Annotated in this window: 15 protein-coding genes; 11 read left to right on the forward strand and 4 right to left on the reverse strand. The window is 35.8% G+C overall.

All coding sequences use genetic code 11. The features are described from left to right. Positions 1 to 66 precede the first annotated feature (66 nt). Positions 67 to 195, forward strand: coding sequence for a DUF3231 family protein (locus CEQ83_RS27785; protein ID WP_323874009.1), 129 nt, complete (start codon positions 67 to 69; stop codon positions 193 to 195). Between the two features lie 631 nt (positions 196 to 826). Here CEQ83_RS27785 and CEQ83_RS09285 read toward each other — a convergent pair. Continuing rightward, on the reverse strand, positions 827 to 1,966 hold the full coding sequence (locus CEQ83_RS09285) for a hypothetical protein (RefSeq protein ID WP_098626751.1): 1,140 nt from the start codon (positions 1,964 to 1,966) through the stop codon (positions 827 to 829). A 900-nt stretch (positions 1,967 to 2,866) separates the two neighbouring features. Next, positions 2,867 to 4,297 carry a hypothetical protein gene (locus CEQ83_RS09290; protein WP_028413700.1) on the reverse strand — a complete coding sequence of 477 codons (1,431 nt, stop codon included), beginning with the start codon at positions 4,295 to 4,297 and terminating at the stop codon, positions 2,867 to 2,869. A 376-nt stretch (positions 4,298 to 4,673) separates the two neighbouring features. Between CEQ83_RS09290 and CEQ83_RS09295 the strand changes: the two genes are divergently transcribed. Beyond that, complete coding sequence (locus tag CEQ83_RS09295; RefSeq protein WP_154991442.1) at positions 4,674 to 5,024, forward strand: VOC family protein; 351 nt, start codon at positions 4,674 to 4,676, stop codon at positions 5,022 to 5,024. A gap of 61 nt (positions 5,025 to 5,085) precedes the next feature. Here CEQ83_RS09295 and CEQ83_RS09300 read toward each other — a convergent pair whose 3' ends face one another. Both CEQ83_RS09300 and CEQ83_RS09305 read right to left on the reverse strand, forming a co-directional pair. Continuing rightward, positions 5,086 to 6,177, reverse strand: coding sequence for an AI-2E family transporter (locus CEQ83_RS09300; protein ID WP_025751972.1), 1,092 nt, complete (start codon positions 6,175 to 6,177; stop codon positions 5,086 to 5,088). A gap of 110 nt (positions 6,178 to 6,287) precedes the next feature. Then, on the reverse strand, positions 6,288 to 6,482 hold the full coding sequence (locus tag CEQ83_RS09305) for a twin-arginine translocase TatA/TatE family subunit (RefSeq protein WP_047751147.1): 195 nt from the start codon (positions 6,480 to 6,482) through the stop codon (positions 6,288 to 6,290). A 519-nt stretch (positions 6,483 to 7,001) separates the two neighbouring features. Here CEQ83_RS09305 and uxaC point away from each other — a divergent pair. The 9 genes from uxaC to CEQ83_RS09350 all read left to right on the forward strand — a co-directional run bounded on the left by uxaC (position 7,002) and on the right by CEQ83_RS09350 (position 19,877). Then, entirely contained in the window at positions 7,002 to 8,423 is a 1,422-nt protein-coding gene (uxaC, locus tag CEQ83_RS09310; RefSeq protein WP_099330860.1) for a glucuronate isomerase, read from the forward strand. 47 nt (positions 8,424 to 8,470) lie between these two features. Continuing rightward, positions 8,471 to 9,853: a glycoside-pentoside-hexuronide (GPH):cation symporter gene (locus tag CEQ83_RS09315; RefSeq protein WP_099330861.1), complete on the forward strand. Its 1,383-nt coding sequence runs from the start codon at positions 8,471 to 8,473 to the stop codon at positions 9,851 to 9,853. Between the two features lie 102 nt (positions 9,854 to 9,955). Further along, complete coding sequence (locus CEQ83_RS09320; RefSeq protein ID WP_099330862.1) at positions 9,956 to 10,969, forward strand: LacI family DNA-binding transcriptional regulator; 1,014 nt, start codon at positions 9,956 to 9,958, stop codon at positions 10,967 to 10,969. A gap of 117 nt (positions 10,970 to 11,086) precedes the next feature. Next, complete coding sequence (locus tag CEQ83_RS09325) at positions 11,087 to 12,550, forward strand: tagaturonate reductase (protein WP_099330863.1); 1,464 nt, start codon at positions 11,087 to 11,089, stop codon at positions 12,548 to 12,550. Positions 12,551 to 12,562: 12 nt separating this feature from the next. Next, positions 12,563 to 14,053, forward strand: a complete 1,491-nt coding sequence (locus CEQ83_RS09330; RefSeq protein ID WP_034264545.1) for a UxaA family hydrolase — start codon at positions 12,563 to 12,565, stop codon at positions 14,051 to 14,053. A 42-nt stretch (positions 14,054 to 14,095) separates the two neighbouring features. Next, a complete protein-coding gene (locus tag CEQ83_RS09335) occupies positions 14,096 to 15,493 on the forward strand; it encodes a glycoside hydrolase family 28 protein (protein WP_223546531.1) in 1,398 nt (465 codons plus the stop codon). 611 nt (positions 15,494 to 16,104) lie between these two features. Next, positions 16,105 to 18,054: a beta-galactosidase gene (locus CEQ83_RS09340; protein WP_154991441.1), complete on the forward strand. Its 1,950-nt coding sequence runs from the start codon at positions 16,105 to 16,107 to the stop codon at positions 18,052 to 18,054. 95 nt (positions 18,055 to 18,149) lie between these two features. Beyond that, positions 18,150 to 19,514, forward strand: coding sequence for a glycoside-pentoside-hexuronide (GPH):cation symporter (locus tag CEQ83_RS09345; protein WP_155017204.1), 1,365 nt, complete (start codon positions 18,150 to 18,152; stop codon positions 19,512 to 19,514). Positions 19,515 to 19,631: 117 nt separating this feature from the next. After that, positions 19,632 to 19,877 (forward strand): DUF2164 domain-containing protein, encoded by a 246-nt coding sequence (locus CEQ83_RS09350; protein WP_013082790.1) that lies wholly within the window; start codon positions 19,632 to 19,634, stop codon positions 19,875 to 19,877. Positions 19,878 to 20,033 lie beyond the last annotated feature (156 nt).

Raw genomic sequence — 20,033 nt, forward strand, 5'->3', positions numbered from 1 at the left:
TCACCTAATAATGTTAAATCAAAAGTGTAAGAATAGATAAAATAGAAAAGACCGACCTAAAAACAAATCGAATATGGAAAATCAATGACAAATATCTCGAGGTTTGTAAAAGATGCAGCGGATATTATGATGGAAAACGGCTGGATGGAAACACCACCGGCAGCCGTAGATAGAAATCATTTAAACTCCAACTAATTAAATGACTTGCCTTAAAATATGTAAAAGCTCTTAACCTATATAGCTTGAATGAGTAAAAAACACACAAAACAAATCTCCAAATTTTGTGTGTTTTTTATTTGAAGAGAAAAAAGCTGTAAATCCTGTTTTTATATTTGATGATCATTAAACTAAAGCAATTTATGATTACAATTTGTATATGAGCTTAATGTCTCTATGTATAAAAAATGTTATTTATTTGCTGCTCATTATTTTATAGAAATTACTATACATTTATAAGAGATTAAAAAGAAATTAAAGAAATTATAAACATTGCTAAAACTTATATGGACAAAAGCCTTCTGCTGACTGAGGTTATAGGGAATGAAGCAATCAAAAAAACTGCAGATTACTACAAGAATTTTCACGAAAAAATATAGGATTTTTTTATAACAGCTATATTTTCTACGCAGTCGATCGGAAAATAACGTTTATTTATTGTATTTTTTGTTCATTTAGTTGATTTTTTTCATGAAAACGAAAATCATTATCATTTAAAGAGATTTATTATAGCTGAGAGACAAATATGTTTTAGTAAGTTAAAGAGAAAAGAAGAGTAGGAGGGAAATAGAGTAGAGATGAGGAAAAAAAGGCATAACAAAAAAGAGTATTATAGAGCGTTAATTTTTGCCTGATAATACCCGTTGGCAATTTTGCGGATATACGTAAAGAAGTTTGACTCCATTTCATGCACAAGAGGGCGAAATGCATCCATACTTTCTTCTATGTAAGTTTGTTGTAGGTAACGCTGAACGGACGTTAATGATTTTTCGATTATATCTAAACCGAACTCATGCACAATGGAATGAATATCTTCTTTTTTAATAGAATAATGGCCAAAAGATTTAAAGAAATTCTTAAACTGAGCAAATGCATGCTCTCCACGGATTTTTTCGATTTCTTTTTGTTTTTTACTATCATGAGCACCAGTTAAATTGAAACTTAAAATAAAACCATCCTTGATTTTTTCAATAATCGATTTTCTTGGCTGCTTTTCTTCTAATAATGTTTTGACACAATCATCTTTTTCTAGTACATCGATACGGAAAATTTTACTTAATTTACTAGCCATTTCTTTAATAGCAGCTTTATAGCCAATGTATTTCGGAAGAATGTGTTTTACCTCGGTGTAAGATAAAAGGGCTTCTGAATCTTTCTTTACGTTTACATCAGATTCGTATACATACAAAGCACGTAAAGCCAGGCGCAGCATGTTAATATTTTTGATAGCCAGCAATTGATAAATCACTTCCATTGAAACAGAAGTGTAACCACCTTTTGAAGTATATGTATTGTGATCTTTATCAAGCATTTCCGGAGTATATGATATGTTTTGAGCATCAGCAGCTTCTTTTATATGTAAATCTAAAAAATCCTCTAAATAGTTGTTTAAAGAAACTTGAATATAGTCTCCCCATAAACGATCCCAGCGAATGATGTCATAGTCTTCTAAAAGCTTATTATTATTTTGAACGGTCCGAACGGAACATTGGATTGTATTAGCCAGTTCTTGCTCAGAAATAATTGAAATATGACCTTGGCTGTTACATTTGGCTACGTAAGCTAAAATTTGCTTCATCAGAGAACCCGTCCACTTTATGTTTACAAAGTTTTTTGCTAGACCAAATGAATGTTTTTCATAGTAATAGCCGTTGTCTCGTTTCGTCTCTCTATTTAAACCACTCATGACAATCAGCAGCTTGTTTGCTATCAGAGTGTGCCGTTTTAGTGCCAGCTTTTGTATACTCATGTAGTTACCTCCTTTCCAAAACTATATACGTCATCTTTTACAGTATAGACACAGTCATATAGGCTGTAAAATGACATATTTGCACGGAAAAATGGTGCATTTTTTTAAAAGACTAGTGATACCAAGGGACGAGACATCTATTTACAAGGTGACATATTTGCACGGAGATGTGGAGCAAAAATAGCGTTACATTTCATAAACGTTGATAAAACAGCATTCTTAAGACAAATGTCGTATTATGACGGATGAAATACACGTAATGTGACAAATTCAAAAAAAAATTTGATGTAAAAATGACATATTTGCACGGAGAATAGGAGCAAAAATGATAAAAATAAAGATTTGGGCAACAAAGTGACACATTTGCACGGAAAATAGGGACATAAAACAAAAAAATGCCCTTTTTTAGACACAGAAAGTTCACATTTTTACAAAGAATAAATGAACATTTGCAGAAAAAATCGCGCTTTTTTAAAAAAGTGGCATGTTTGCACGGAAATCTAGAGCAAAAAACACTTTTGCACGGAGATTTGGAGCAAAAAATGCAGAAAACGAAGGGGGAAAGTCGCTGTCTCAAGAAAAATTATGTAAAAGTGGCATATTTGCACGGAAGATTGGAGCCAAACTTATAGTAAATGCAGTATAGAAAGAAAAACGACACTTTTGCACGGGAACCTGGAGCAAAAATTAGCTATAACACTTCTTTTAGACACAAAAAGTTCACAAAATGATAGGGAAGGTGAAGTTTAATAACTATATCAGCAGGGGAAATAGTATGTTTATATGGAGAATTGGAGCAAAAAAACACTTTTGCACGGAAATGTGGAGCAAAAAATGCAGTAACTAATGGTAGGCAGATAAAAAGAATGCTCTTATAAAGATCATAAGAGCATTCTTTTTTTAGCCTATAGAGCTTGTTACGTTTTGATAGATAGAAAGGGGAGCATATTCGTAATCACCGGCTAATAAGTCTTTTACTTCACTTTCTCCCACAGGAATAAAGGTGATCTGAAACACTTGGCCCACTCTTTTATAAGATTGGACAGCTAGTTTTTGTTCGACTAGCTCATCTAAGGCTGTTTCAATTTCGACAAGGTTTTCTTTTTTACGTCTCTTTCGAAAGCGGACTCTTGTCGAAAAATATAAATAATCTCTTGTGACATTGTATGAAGATTTTGTTTCATAGCAAATGAGACGCTCTTTTTGCATAACGAATAGCAAATGGTAAGCGGCGTCTAAACTTAATTTTTCTACTTTATTTTTGTAAATACGCACCGTTTGGCGTTGAATATAGTCTCTATATATCACTTCATTGACGTGAATTTCAGCAATTCGCGTTCCGTTTGGCATCGTAGTAATATCCACAAAGTCAAAAATACCATAGGCAATTGTCTTATTATGCTGTACTTTTGACATGCTGTAGTGCTTCATTTTTGTAATTCTTTCTTCTATCATCTGGTAATTGCGCTTACTGTCTGTTTTATAAAGTGCTTTCACAAGGTCACCAATCTTTACATTAATGATTTTTTGTGTAGCGAACAACTCGTCGCGTTGGCTCATGATCTCTAAAAACACTTTATAATCAAACCGATCTAAATCACTAATTTTATTTCCATTTTCTTCAGCGTATTCTTTTTCTATTAACAATTCGTAATCTGTCCCGTCTTCAGAGTTATAAGTACTTAAGAAATATTCTTTTCCTTCTTTCTCTAATAGGGGTTGCTCGACGAGAAGCTTTGCTCTTGAGTTAGAGAAAAAAGGGTTCTCTACAGTTGAAAAAGGGCTTTCAATAATACTATGGTTTCCGTTTTGGAAGCTAGGGTCCAGTATAGTCAGCCCAATAATAATAGATATATCCGTATGAATTGCTTTTTCTCGCTGCGTTTTGGTTTTTTGATGAATATAAGGATAATCAGTTAAGAAGAAGCTATCTTCTTGACTCCATTCACGTAGGATATCAATTCGTTTATTAATGACTTCTTCCGGAGACGGTATGTTTTCAAACTGTTTGCAAAAGAGTTCTTTTCCGTTTGTTTTATAATAAGCTGTTAGCGCTCTGTATTCCCCAATCAGCTCTTTATTCTTCTTGGGCTTTTTTTGCTCATAGTCGCGTATAGCAGCATCTAACCATCTGCGTTTCGTACGATTGAGAAAGTCTTTTTTTAAAATCCTCAACGCTTCGTTTACATCTTTATTTTCAAAGTGCTGCTGATAAAGAGGGAGGATGGTGCTCTCTAAATCACCTTTTATACTTTCGTTATAAACGGATAAGAGGCGTAATTTAGATACTCTATCAATGACTTCGCGTATGAGTAAAGATGAATAATCCATACACATCTAACCTCCTTAATCTTAAGTTAGTCATTTTAATCCTTAGTTGGATAGTAGCTTTAAATCTATTGTAATGCACGAAAGTTCGATGCCACAAACAAAAGACGGCTACTATCTATAGTCTATTTTTCATTATACACGTGCAAAGGGGGCGAAGGGGGGGATTTTCTTATTTTCTTTTTTCGTAATCTAAATTTGGTCATGAAGTATATACATTTGCTGCGTAGCTTATGTAAGGAGGGTAACTCTGTTCGCAAGACTGCTAATTCTGCTGCGGAGTTTACTGGATGAATAGCAAGCAATTTAAAATAAAAGGATATCAGCGGTTAAAAGAGAATACTTTCTAAAACTACTAAACATACCCTGGAGGTCATGAATGAACCCTATATTAAATGAAGTAGGCACGATTTTTATTCCTGTAGAAGATATACAAAAAGCACGAGACTGGTATTGTGACGTGCTAGGTTTGCCGGTAGATGGAGACATTTTATATGATCATTTATATGTGATACCTATGAATGGAACAGGAATTGTATTAGATAGCAAAACTTATTCAAAAAATACGCTTTTTAAAACACCGGCTTTTCATTTGAATACAAACGATATCAAAGAAGCTTATGAGTATATGAAACAGAAAAAAGTAGAGCTAACGACAGGAATTGAACACGATCACTGGTTTATATTTAAAGATCCAGATGGAAATCATCTTATGGTGTGTGAATGCTGAACCTATGGAATAATAAAAGGACCTTCAAGAGAAGGTCCTTTTATTGTATTGCCTTTGCATTTTATAACTTGATAGATTTGTTTCTGAATTGAATCATTCTTACAATATTTATCACAATTGTTTTTGTTACAGCATAAGCCGGAATCGCTAAGATCATTCCGAGTATTCCTGCAATATTACCCGCAACAAGCAATAAAATAATAATCGTTAAAGGATGAGTGTTTAATTTCTTTCCAATTACCAGCGGAGAAATAATGTTCCCATCGAGCTGTTGAACGATTACGACGACGATAATTACTAATATCGCTTTTGTAGGAGAGTATAATAAGCCTACGATTAAAGCGGGTGCTACGCCAATAAAAGGGCCGACGTACGGGATAATATTAGTAAGGGCTCCTATTAGTGCGAGTATTAATGCATAAGGCAACCCGATGATGAGGTAACCAATGAATGTACTAATACCGACAAACAAACAAACGAGCATTTGGCCTTGAATATAAGTAGCTAGCGTATTTGTTGTTTCTTTCATTGTACGTAACGTTTCTTTTCGATAAGAAGCAGGAACCATACGCAGCGTATTTTTACGAAGTTTATGGCTGTCTTTGAGCATATAAAAAAGAATGAAAGGAACGGTTACAACCGTAAGAGTAATATTTGTTACGACGCTTAAAACAGATGAAATACTGTTTGTGAGATTCGTAGGTAAAGTAGACGCGTAGTTTAAAAGTGACTCTTCAATATGATCGAGCGACACATATTTTTGTTCAACCAGCCAGTTAAACCATCTTGAGTTAGATAAATCATTTATGTACTCTCTCGTTTCTACAATGTAAGACGGAATATTCTTAGCCAAATCAGTTAATTGTTTAGATAAGGTAGGTCCCACACCGCCCACAATAGAAGCAATTACGCCGATAAAAACAACGTATAATAGTAAAATGGCCAGTGTTTTTGGCACTTTTTTTCTTGTGAGAAATGACACAATTGGTTCGAATAAAAAGAAAAGAAAACCAGCTACAAGAATAGGAAAAAACAAAGTGGAGATAAACACACCGATTGGTAGAAAAACAAACGAAATATGTTTACAAATGTAAATCAGTAAAGCAATCATTAATAGTTCTAATGTCCAAAAATGCAGTTTCGATTTAAACAAAAAGTTACCCTCTTTCTTTACTATTTTTTACTATCATACATCAAAAAAGAAACCCACTGCACGTTAAAAGTGGGCTTTTTTAGTCTGTATAACTTTCATTTAAATAAAAATTAGGCTTTTTCCTCTTTATCTTTAGTGGTATCCTCTGGAGTTTTTTTGTCGTCATCTTGTATAATTCCTTCTGCTGCATTTTTAAATTCTCGCAGGGAATGTCCAAATGCTCGTCCTATGTCCGGCAATTTACTTGGTCCAAATACAATTAAGGCAGTAATCCCGATTACGACCATGCTTGTGGCTCCTGGCATGATATCCTCTCCTTTAAAAGCAATGAATATATGAAAATTAAAAAGAGATAGTAAATAAAGTGCATGTTTATACTATTCACTTTTCTCTTTAAAATTCCTTTATTTTAAATGATACGAAAACAAGGTGGAGCGGCTATGTATGATTTAAATGCTTGTAGTGATATTTTTTCCTTTCGCATCCGACGCTAATTATAGCATTAAAGATAGCTATTCGTCTTAGTAACCTTATAAGCTCTATGTAAAAAAATTTGCTTTAATTCTTATGGAATCATGTCAGAAATCGTGTTTTTAAAATTAAAGAATCAGTATATGAAAACAAGAAAAGAAAAAAATCGAAAAAATATAAAGATAAATTGTTGTAAAATTTAGAAATAAGTAATAGAATTAAATAAAATGTTAACGTTAACATCTTTGTTGTTGAAGATTATATCTTATTAAAATAGTTATCTATAAATAAGATTATTTATCCTCATATAAAATTTTGTTAACGTTAACAAAAAAGTAAAGGAGTAGGTAGAAATGAAACAGTTTATGGATGACCATTTTTTATTAACAAATGAAACAGCAGCACACTTGTATAATACTTACGCAAAAGATATGCCGATTATTGATTATCATTGCCACTTAAACCCGCAGGAAGTTTATGAGAATAAACAGTTTAAAACGTTAACTAACGTTTGGCTAGATGGAGATCACTATAAATGGAGACTGATGAGAGCGAACGGAATTGAAGAAGAAAAGATAACAGGATCAGCGAGTGACTATGAAAAATTTCTCGCGTGGGCTAAAACAGTTCCGATGACGATTGGGAATCCACTATATCATTGGACGCATCTAGAGTTAAAGCGTTTTTTTAATATTGATGAGATATTAAATGAACAGACGGCACCGTTTATTTGGGAAAAAGCAAACGAGAAATTACGCAGCGGTAAGTTTGGTGCAAGAGATCTTATTACACGTTCTAACGTAAAAGTTATCTGTACAACGGATGACCCAACAGATTCATTAGAGTATCATATGAAACTAAGAGATGTCCAAGGTTTTGAGACCCAAGTACTTCCAAGTTTTCGTCCGGATAAAGGGCTTGAAATCAACCAAGAAGGGTTTAAGAGCTGGATTGCAAAGTTGCAAGATTGTTCAAACCGCTCCATTCACACCTATGAGGATTTGTTAAAAGCTCTTGAAAGTCGAGCTCGTTTTTTTCATTCCATGGGAGGGCGTTTATCTGATCACGCACTAAATAAAATGGTATATACGAAGACTTCGAAAGAAGAAGTTTCGGAGATTTTCTTAAAAGCCTTAAAAGGTGAAGGCGTAAGTACTGAAGAAGAAAGTAAATACAAGTCATATACGTTAATCTTTTTAGGGAAGCTGTATAATGAGCTAGGTTGGGCAATGCAATTTCACCTTCATGCTCTTAGAAACAATAACACCAAAATGTTTCGTCAGTTAGGTCCAGATACAGGGTATGACTCGATGTATGACGGACAAGTGGCAGAGCCTCTCGTACAGCTTCTTGATCAAATGGACGTACAAAATAGTTTGCCAAAGACGATTTTATATTCGTTAAATCCAAAAGATAATTATGTATTAGCAAGTATAATTGGCAGCTTTCAAGGAGACGGTATTCCTGGCAAGCTGCAGCTTGGCACGGCTTGGTGGTTTAATGATCAACGAGAAGGTATGTTAGAACAGATGAAAGCGTTATCAAATGTTGGGTTGTTTAGTCGGTTTATCGGTATGTTAACAGATTCCCGAAGTTTTCTTTCGTATACAAGGCATGAATATTTCAGAAGACTAGTATGCAGCTTAATTGGTACGTGGGTAGAAGAAGGGGAAGTACCTAATGACCAACAGCTACTTGAGCAAATTGTAAAAGGAATATGTTATGAAAATGCTAAAGACTACTTTAGCTTCCCAGCCTATACGCTGCAAAAATAAAGGGGCAAAATAGTTTAAAGAATTGCAAGGGGAGAAGGGGGATTACCATGAGTGTTGTGGCAACAGAAAGAAAGGTTGAAATAAAAGTAGAAAAGAAAAATCTTAGTGTAAAAGAAAAAATATCTTATGGTATGGGTGATTTTGGTAACGGTTTCATGTTTGATTTAGGGCAGCTTTATTTGTTGAAGTTCTTTACAGATGTGGCAGGCATCCCTGCCGCGGCTGCGGGAGGGATTTTTCTAGTAAGTAAGTTATTTGCAGCAGTTTGTGATCCCATTGTTGGTTCGTCCATTGATTACCGAAAAAACATCGGAGCTAAAGGAAAATTCCGGCCGTATTTACTATTCGGAAGTATGGTGTTAGCCATTTTAACCGTACTCACGTTTATTTCGCCAAATCTTTCACCGGCGGGTAAATTAATTTATGCGTACACTTCTTATATGATTTGGGGAATTGGCTATTCATTTGTCAATATTCCATACGGATCGCTAGGCGCATCCATGACTCAAAATACTTCTGATCGCACGTCTCTTGCTGCTTTTCGTCAAACAGGATCATTAGGTGCACTGTTTGTAACCAGCATTGCTGTTGTACCGCTCATTCTGTTATTTCCAAATGAAAAAATCGGTTATCCCGTTGTCATGGGAATTATGTCGGTCATTGGCATCATCGCTTTTTATGTATGCTATCGCAATTGCAAAGAACGCATTGTCGTAAAAGAGAGTCCAAAAGAAAAACTATCAGTTAAGTCTATTTTTAAAACGTTTGTAAGTAACAAACCTCTTTTAATTTTAGTGTTTATGACGGTATTTACCATTTCAGCTTACAATATTAAATCAGCTATGCTTATTTACTTTGCACAGTATAATTTAGGAAATGTTAAATTGATGGCTTACATGAACTTTATTATTATTGGTTCATCCTTTCTAGGAGTCATTATGCTGCCAAAGCTTGTTAGCCGATTTGGAAAAAAGCAAGCTGCAATGATTGGCTTAGGAATCAGTATTGCAGCGGACACAGTAAATTTCTTTATGCCTTCTAACGTCATAATTTTTACGATTTTAGCAAGTATTGCCTTTATAGGTATCAGCATTCCTAACGGGATTACATGGGCATTTGTATCAGATATTATTGATTATGGTGAATGGAAAACAGGCGAAAGAAAAGAAGGCACAACGTATTCATTGTTCAACTTTTCTCGAAAGCTTGCTCAGTCGCTATCCGGCTTCTTATCAGGTATTGGTTTAGGGTTAGTTGGGTATATCCCAAACGTGGCACAAAAGGCAGGTACATTAGTGGGAATTAAAAGTTTGCTGTTACTATATCCTGCTATTGCTTTATCCATTGCTGCAGTGATTATTGGTTTTATGTATAAGCTAACGGATAAGAAACACGCGGAGATTGTCCAAGATATTCATGCTAGGTCTTAGTCAAAACTGTCATAACATTCACCATTTGCTTATTATTCCTACTAACTTGTGATATCCTTATAATAAAAATCGATACTGATTCATTAAAGGAAGGTAAATGAAATGGGTGTTACAATTAAGGATATTGCAAAACTAGCAAACGTATCACATACAACGGTTTCACGTGCATTAAACAATAGTCCGCTTATTAAAGAAAAAACAAAAAAGAAAATTTTAGAGATTGCAAATACGCTTAACTATATTCCTGATTATCATGCGAAAAATTTAGTGCTTCAAAAATCTCATACAATTGGATTGTTTTTTACGAGCATGGCAAACGGTACGTCACCAAGTTTTTTAGTAGATAGTATTAGAGGGGTAAGTAAAGTAATTGATGTTCAGTATAATTTATTTGTAAGAGGCATTGACGATTATGATGATTATACGTACATCAACAATAAACGCTTTGATGCGATTATTTTAATGAGTCAAAGCGACCGTGATAACGCTTTTATATATAACGTAGTAGAAAAAGGCATCCCGTTGATTGTGCTCAACCGTCAAGTTGACGATTCATCGATTATTAATATTTTGTCAAATGACAAAGAAGGAGCCTACAAAGCCGGCGAATATTTGATTGAATTAGGTCACAGGCATATTGCAATCATAGAAGGAATAGAAGGTTTTAAATCAACTCAACAGCGTAAGGAAGGATTTCTTAACTCGTTAATTGATCACAATGTTTCCATTCGCCAAGAGTATATGATTCAAGGAAATTACGATATGCAAAGCGGATATGAAGGAATGAAAGCACTGTTAAGGTTAAAGCAGCCGCCTACTGCTGTTTTTTGTTCAAATGATGATATGGCAATCGGTGCTATGAACGCCGCATTCGAGTCTGGGCTAAACGTACCGAGTGATATCTCAATTATTGGATTTGATGATATTGAATTAGCCAAATACACCACTCCTTCACTCACAACCGTTAAAAGACCAATCGAGAAAATCAGCATGACCGGAGCAGAAGCAGTTTTATCATTAATGGACAAAGATGACAAAAAGATGCTGCAAAATAAAGTTTTAATTAATACCGAATTAATGGTTCGCCAGTCTGTAAAGTCACGCTCATCTATGTAGCCGGTTATTTAGTATAACCGGCCCAAAAATGTTAACGTTAACATTTTTAAGAAATAAAACAATATAAAAAGCTATAAAAATAACAATGTTAATGTGTGCAAAAAAGGAGATGCTAACATGAAGTTAAACCGTCAGATGCAAGCTAACACACGTATATACCCAGAAAAAGTACTGCAGTTTGGAGAAGGCGTATTTCTAAGAGGGTTTGCTGATTGGCAAATTCATCAAATGAACAAACGCACTGCATTTAAAGGCAGTATAGTAGCTGTCAATCCGAGAATTACGGGAAATGCAGGTAAATTGAATGAGCAAGACGGTTTGTTTACGGTTTCTCTTCAAGGAATTCAAGACGGTAAAGCAGTCAAAGAACATGAAGTAATTGAATCTATTAGCCGAGGTCTAAATCCATATGAAGATTATGAGGCGTATATGCAATTAGCGGAGAAAGAAGAGCTAAGATTTCTTATTTCTAATACAACAGAAGCAGGTATCGCATTTTTAGAAGAAGACCGCTTGGAACATGCACCGCAAACGAGTTTTCCTGGTAAAGTTACGGCATTTCTATATAAGCGGTTTCAAGCTTTTCAAGGAGATCCAACAAAGGGACTTATTATCCTTCCTTGTGAATTAGTGGAGCGAAACGGGGATTTGTTAAAGAAAATGGTATTGCGCTATGCCGACAAATGGAATTTAGAGAAAAAGTTTACCGAATGGATACACGAAGCAAATGCTTTTTGCTGCACGCTTGTTGACCGAATTGTGCCAGGTTATCCAAACGATGAAAATCTGCTCAATGAACTGAGTTATGAAGATGAGTTTTTTGTGATCGCAGAGCCATTTTACTTATGGGTTATTGAGGGACCTGAGTGGGTAAAAGAAGAGTTTCCCGCGGAAGAAGCTGGTTTACATGTGAAATTTGTGGACGACATTGCACCATATGCGCTGCAGAAAGTCAGAATTTTAAATGGGATTCATACTGCTATGATGCCTGTTGCGTATTTAGCGGAACTAAATACGGTCAGAGAAGCAGTCGAAGATGATGTAATCGGAACGTTTATTCGAAAGTGTCTGTATGAAGAAATTATTCCTAGTTTACCAGTTTCGGAAGAAGAGTCTTTGCCAGTTGCTAAATCTGCATTAGAACGCTTTCAAAATCCGTTTATCCACCACGCATTAATGAGCATCTCTTTGAACAGCATGACAAAGTTTAAAACGCGAAACATCCCAACTCTTAAAGAGTACGTTGAAAAGCAAGGAGCGCTGCCGGCTTTGCTTACATTTTCTCTCAGTGCCCTCATTTCTTTTTATAAAGGAAAAAGAGAAGGAGAAAAAATTGAACTATCAGATGACCCTGCAGTTCTAGAAATGTATGAATCTCTTTGGAATACGTTTGACGGTACTGAAAAAAGCATTTCTTACATTGTAAAAGAAGTACTGGGATATAAAGAGCATTGGGGAGAGAATTTAAATACGATTCCTAGCTTAACAGAAGCCGTAACAAATGGAGTCTTAGCCATTGAAACTCTCGGAATGAAACAGGCAATAAAAGAAATTCTCTATGTAACCGCAACTAAACAGTAAGAGGTGAAGCATATGAAAGAAGTAATTCGTATTCATGAGGAAGATAATGTAGCAGTAGCTTTACGAGATTTTTTAGCACAAGAGAACCTTATGGTTGATGGAAAAGAAATTTCTCTAAAAGAAGAAGTAAAAAGGGGCCATAAAATAGCTCTTACGCCAATTTCAGCGGGCGGCAACATTATAAAATATGGTTTTCCAATCGGGCATGCGACGCACTCTATTTCACCTGGTGAATGGGTGCATACGCATAACACAAAAACAAATTTAAATAATGTTAACGAATATGAATTTCATCAAAAGTTAGCAGCTCCTAAAGAAAAAAAACAATCGCTAACGTTTAAAGGATATCGCCGCAAAAACGGAGACATTGGAATTAGAAATGAGCTTTGGATTATTCCAACGGTAGGGTGCGTAAATGGTATAGCCGAACAAATGATTAAACAGTTTCAAAAAGAAATAGGTGATATCTCGCCTTTTGAACATGTAACCGTTTTAAAACACAATTACGGATGTTCTCAGCTCGGTGATGATCACCTTAATACAAGAACCATGCTTACGAGAATGGTACAGCATCCAAATGCTGGAGGCGTATTAGTATTAGGGCTTGGATGTGAGAATAATAGCTTAACAGAATTTAAACAAGCGCTAGGTACAATTGATGAAAGCAGAGTGAAGTTTTTACAATCTCAAGACGTCGAGGATGAAATTGAGGCAGGAGTCACTTTGTTAAAAGAAATTTATGCTGCTGCTAAAGATGATAAAAGAGAAGACGTTGATATTTCCAGGCTGAAAGTAGGTCTTAAATGCGGTGGGTCAGATGGATTATCTGGTATTACAGCAAATCCGCTGCTCGGTAAATTCTCTGACTGGCTCATTGCTCAAGGAGGCACAACAGTTTTAACAGAAGTACCTGAAATGTTTGGTGCAGAAACCCTGCTAATGGAAAGAGCTGTTGATGAACAAACATTTGATAAAATTGTTCATCTGGTTAATGACTTTAAAACGTATTTTCTCAATCATAAACAGCCGGTGTATGAAAATCCTTCTCCCGGCAATAAAGCAGGCGGCATTACAACGTTAGAAGATAAATCACTTGGCTGTACTCAAAAAGCAGGCACGGCCCCAGTCGTAGACGTGTTAAATTACGGAGATCGCTTACAAACTAACGGTTTAAATTTACTAAGTGCTCCTGGAAATGATTTAGTTGCCTCAACTGCTTTAGCGGCTTCAGGGTGTCATATTGTACTGTTTACAACGGGACGAGGAACGCCGTTTGGAACGTTTGTGCCCACTATAAAAATTTCTACAAACACCGCTCTTTATAACAAGAAGCCGCACTGGATTGATTTTAATGGAGGGGTACTGGTTGAAGGTGACACAGAAGAAGCTACGTTAGAAAGCTTTATTGAGTACATGATCGGGGTTTCTAGCGGAGAGCTTGTAAATAACGAAAAAAATGATTTTAAAGAAATGGCCATTTTTAAAACAGGCGTTACTTTATAAATAAGTCGGTTACTAGATTGTTAAACGAAAGGGGAAAAGCTAGTGAAAAAATATGTGCTTTCTTTGTTTGTGATGACTCTGATGCTTATTTTACCGTTTTCTGCCCAAGGAGAAGCTCTTTCAGCAAGTGAAAAAATAACAGCAGTTAAAGAACAAATTCAGCCTCCTTCATTTCCGAACCGTACGTTTAATATTAAGCGGTACGGAGCAGCAGGAGATGGAAAGTCTGATTCAACGGCTGCTTTTAAAAAAGCAATCGAAGCGGCTAACAAAGCAGGAGGAGGGCGCGTTGTTGTTCCACCAGGAACTTATGTTACCGGTGCGATTTATTTAAAAAGCAACGTAAATCTTCATGTAATGAAAAAAGCTACCATTAAGTTTAGTCAAAATCCTGACAAATACTTACCTGCTGTCTTAACAAGATGGGAAGGCGTGGAGCTATATAATTATTCACCGCTTATCTATGCTTATAACGAAAAAAATATTGCGATTACAGGAGAAGGTACGTTAGATGGACAGGGTGATAACGAACATTGGTGGCCCTGGAAAGGAAAAAAGGAGTTTGGATGGAAAGAAGGCGAGCCCAATCAACAGCAAGATCGCGATTTGCTGTTTAAAATGGCAGAAGAGAAAGTTCCTGTTAAAGAGCGCGTATTTGGCAAAGGGCACTATTTGCGACCTAGTTTTATTCAGCCTTATCACAGCAAAAATATCATGATAAAAGGTGTAACCATTTTAAATTCGCCCATGTGGCAAATCAACCCTGTCTTAAGCGAGAACATTTTAATTGATGATGTAAAAATTATAGGTCATGGTCCTAATAATGATGGAGTAGACCCTGAATCGAGTAAAAATGTGCTTATTAAAGATTCTTATTTTGACAATGGAGATGATTGTATTGCGATTAAGTCGGGGCGTAATGCAGATGGAAGAAGAATCAACGTACCAAGTGAAAATATTATTATTGAAGGAAACGAAATGAAAGATGGCCACGGGGGCGTTGTGATCGGCAGCGAAATATCAGGAAGCGTCCGGAACGTATTTGCTCAGCACAATGTTATGGACAGTCCCAATCTAGACCGGGCGCTGCGTATTAAAACAAATTCAGTTCGCGGCGGAACGATTGAAGATATCGACTTTAGCAACAATACGGTCAAAAGCGTTGGCAGTGAAGTGATTCAAATAGACATGTACTATGAAGAAGGAGACACAGGGAATTTTACGCCCGTTGTTCGTAATATCAACATAGAAAATTTGCAAAGTAATGGAGGGAAATACGGCTTATGGATTCGAGCCTATGAACGTTCTCCCGTTACAAACCTAACAATTCGTCATTCTAATTTCCAGCATGTTGCAACCCCATTGTTAATGGAGAATGTAAAGAACCCTGTGTTTGAAGAGTTTTGTATAAATGGAAGCTGCATGAATACAAATCCGTAAAAGGGCGTGTTCATAATCAGCTGCAAGTAAGAGGTAGAACAAACGTATTTTAGCCCAAGAAGTATCCGCACAATGAATCGAGATTATCGATTCATTGTGCGGTCTTTTTTTTGTCGTGATGGTGAACGTAGGATCAATGTGTTAATAATGGTAAAAACCTGCTCTGGAATTTTTACTATTTTATAGATAAGTCAAATGACTCTTACTAATTGATAGATAACATGTATGAAAGAAATGACTTTTGAAGAGTGTTTTTTAAGCAATTTATTACCTAAATGTGGATGTGGGGAGTGTGAGGGAAGATATATAAAAGAATTATAAAAAACATTTGTCTTTGTAAGCGTTTTATTCTTTATTTTAATAAAGAGCAAAAAAAGGATGTTTTTCTCTAAATTTTTACCATTGAATATTTTGAATAAAGTTCATAAAATAAACTTGTAAGCGTTTTAAAAGATTAGAAAGTATGTATCTTAAAAGTTGAATAGAGAATTATTTATGAAGACAGGAAATGTGATTTTTTTGCTTTTGATCACCGTTTCCAAGAATACCTTAACAAGTAACAGCAAAACGTTCATTTAATGAAATAAAGAAATAGATAGGAGTAGAGAAAAATGTACATCGGCGTCGATTATTACCCTGAACATTGGCCAGAGAATATGATAGAAGAAGATATCCAAGGTATTAAAGAGTTAGGATCAAATATGGTGAGAATAGGGGAGTTCGCTTGGCATCTTATGGAGCCTAAAGAAGGGCAATATGACTTTTCTTTTTTTGATAGCGTTATCAATAAGCTTAAAAAACAGAGTATTGACGTTATGTTTGGTACCCCTACTGCCACTTTTCCGGCTTGGCTTGCGAAGCAGCATCCTTCTATTTTATCAAAAGATGAAAATGGGGCGGTCAGAGCATTTGGAGGAAGACGTCAATATTGTTTTAATTCTCCTCTTTACCGGCAGTATAGCGCTCAGATTACAGAACAACTAGTAAAGCACTACTGCTCAGAAGAAGCAATCGTAGCATGGCAAGTTGACAATGAATTTGGCCATGAAGGCAGTGATATGTGTTACTGCGAACAATGTCATAAAGAGTTTCAGCAGTTTTTGGAAAGAAAATATAAAGATATTAATGAGTTAAATGAAAAGTATGGCACTATTTTCTGGGGACAAACGTATAACGACTTTACCGAAGTGCCTATGCCTGTAAAAACAATTACGACACACAGCCCTTCGTTAAAGCTAGACTGGGCCCGCTTTCGCTCTTTTTCGTTAAACAGATACGCTCACGAACAAACAGCGATTGTGAAGAAATATAAAGGTGATCACCAGCTGTTGACCACGAACGTATCAGGAGGCTTTTTTGATAAATGGTTCGATCATGAAGAAAACCTAGAAGTAATGGACTTTGTATCCTATGATAATTATCCGGTATGGGGCGGTCAAACAGAGCCGATTACCCCGGCTCATATTGCACTAGGTCATGATTTTAATAGAGGCTTGTTACATAAAAATTTCTGGATTGTAGAGGAATTAATGGGTGCTCAAGGTCATGATATCATCGGTTATCTACCGCGACCTAATCAGGCAAAAATGTGGTCTTATCAAGCTTTTGCTCATGGATGCACGAATATGCTGTATTTTCGCTGGCGCGGAATGACAAGAGGAGCTGAGCAATACTGCTACGGAATTGTAGGTCACGATAATCACTATGGAAAACGTTACAAAGAAGTTCAGTCGTTATTTAGTGAAATCGTTCATTACGAACATGTGCTTGAGTCTGATATTAAATCGGAGATTGCCGTTTTATATGACTATGAAAATATATGGTCATGGCGTTTTCAGCAGCAAAGTGAAGGGTTTGACTTTACGCAAGAGCTTCTTAGAGGGTATACACCGTTTTATAAGTTGAATACACCCATTGATGTTATTCCTGCTACAAGAGATTTTTCAAGCTATAAAGTACTGGTTGTTCCGGCTTTGCAAATCATTGATAAAGAACTAGGTAAAAGATTTACTGAATTTACTGAAAACGGAGGCGTCATCGTTTTTACGTTTAGAACCGGCATTAAAGACAAACAAAATAATATTCACTTTAAACAGACGCTGCCCGGATATGTAAAAGAAATAACAGGGATTGAAATTCATGAAGTGGAAGCACTGTCTTCTACTCAAAAAGCAGCTATTAAAGGAAAAGGACCGTATGAAGGAGAACAAGCAAGTGCGTCCGTGTGGAGAGACATTATCACACCTGTAACAGCTGAAGTGCTGTATGAGTATGATGATCCATTTTATAATCAAGCGGCTGTAACAAAAAATCAGTTTGGTCGCGGGACGGTCTATTATGTAGGCTGTGGAATTGAAGGGAAAACGTTTGAAAAAATGGCGCTTGATATTGTAACAGAGCAGCAGATTGAGCATACGGAAAGTGAAGATGGAGTTGAAGTATATCCTCGCAAGCTTGGAGAGACAAGTTATTACTTCCTTATGAACCATACGCCAGAAGTAAAAGTATTTAAAGATATTGTTCTGCAGCCTTACGAAAGTCGAGTTGTAGAAAACATGTAGTAGCAACAGGACACTAGAATCTCATAAAGCAATGAGATTCTAGTCACTCATAATATGATATGAAAGCGTTTTATAGGAGAAGGGAGTTAGGTTACATGAACATGGGGGTACAGTCAAAAGTTTCTCTCAAAACCGTATTATCATACGGAATGGGGAGTTTTGGAAACAATATTATATATGCATTAACAAGTACATATTTAATGATTTTTTATACGGATAGTGTAGGATTAAATGCTGCAGCCGTAGGAACTTTATTTCTTATTGCTAGGATATGGGATGGGATTGCGGACATTATTATCGGAATGATTGTTGATAATACAGAAACGAGATTTGGTAAGTTTAGGCCCTATCTTTTAATAGGCGGATTTTTTGCAGCTGTTGCTACAGTCGCGTGTTTTATTAGTCCGGATCTTTCTCACACAGGAAAATTAATTTATGCTTATATCACTTATATCGCGTGGGGAACAAGCTTTGCTATCATGGATATTCCTTATTGGTCGCTTTCAGCAACGATTACACAAGATGTAAAAGAACGAAACAAAGTTGTGGCTTTTCCTAGAACCATTGCAGCAGTAGGGTCTTTATTTGCTAGTTTATTAACTCTTCCACTAGCTCATTATTTTGGAAACTGGTTTATGCTTAGTCTTATTTATGCGTGTATCTTAATGATTACAATGATTATTACATTTTCAGGAGTAAAAGAAAACTATACCGTAAAAAGACAGGAAAAGCAGACGCCAAAAGCAGTTTGGAACTTATTTATTCAAAATAAACCGTTGCGCTACCTAATTTTCTCAATGCTTTTAGTTGAAACGATTTTAACAATTCGAACTACGTTTTCTATTTACTATTTTAAATACAATTTAAATGCAGAGAATATCGCGTCTCTTTATTTAACCTTATTTTTTACAGCACAAATTGTAGGAGCGATCGCGTCTCCTTTCATTTCAAATAAATTTGGAAAGAAACGTGCAGCAATAGGGGGAATTGCCCTAAATGCTGTAGCCACTCTTACAATGTTTGCAACGGGTTTCCACGTTATGCCAGTAATGATTTTAAGCTTTTTAGCTTCTTTTGGCGGTGGGGTTAGTAACATTGCTCAAACATCTATGCTCGCTGACTGTGTAGAATACGGCGAATGGAAAACGGGGAACCGAGCAGAAGGAATGGTGTTTTCTACGAATATTTTCAAAACAAAGGTCGCTTCAGCAGTGGGTGGAGCAGTAGGTGGGTACATCCTTTCAGCAGTAGGGTACATGCCAAATCAAATTCAGTCACACAGCACGCTCATTTGGATTGCTTTAATCTTTACGATTATTCCGGGTATTCTTTGCTTGTTATCACTTGTCCCACTCGTAAAATATGAGTTGACGGAAAAGAGATATTTAGAGATTTTACAGGATATGAAAAAACGCTCAAGCCGCATAAAAGAAAAACCGGCTATGAAAGTGTCTAGCTAATTCAAATCAACACAAGCATTGTACACAAAAATCACAAGAAAAAAAGACTGCATTTTCTCAGCTCCTCTTGCTATGATGTCAGGTAGACAGATATCAATGTAAAGAGGAGTTTTGTTTATGTTTATTAATTTTTCAAAAGAAGACAAAGATAAAATGCTGAATGAAATTCAAACGTTTTTTTATAACGAACGAGATGAAGAAATTAGTGAATTTGCAGCGGAAAATGTATTGGAGTTTATTAAAGAACATATAGGTCCTCATTTTTATAACCAAGCCATTAAAGATGCGGAAGATATTATGAACCAGGTCATGCTTTCTGCAGAAGAAAATTTACATGCATTAAAAAAACCAATCGAAAAGTAGTTCGAAAAAGAAAATATGAAATAGGAAAAAGCGTTTTATGTACAAAAACATAAAGCGCTTTTGTTTGTTTATGAAACAAATTATTTGTTCGCCCAAGTGATATATGATACATTCGTTTTAAGATAATATTAACGTTAACGTAAAGGTTATATTTAA

The sequence above is a fragment of the Priestia megaterium genome (genome assembly GCF_009497655.1).
In the GTDB taxonomy this organism is placed as follows: Bacteria; Bacillota; Bacilli; order Bacillales; family Bacillaceae_H; genus Priestia; species Priestia zanthoxyli.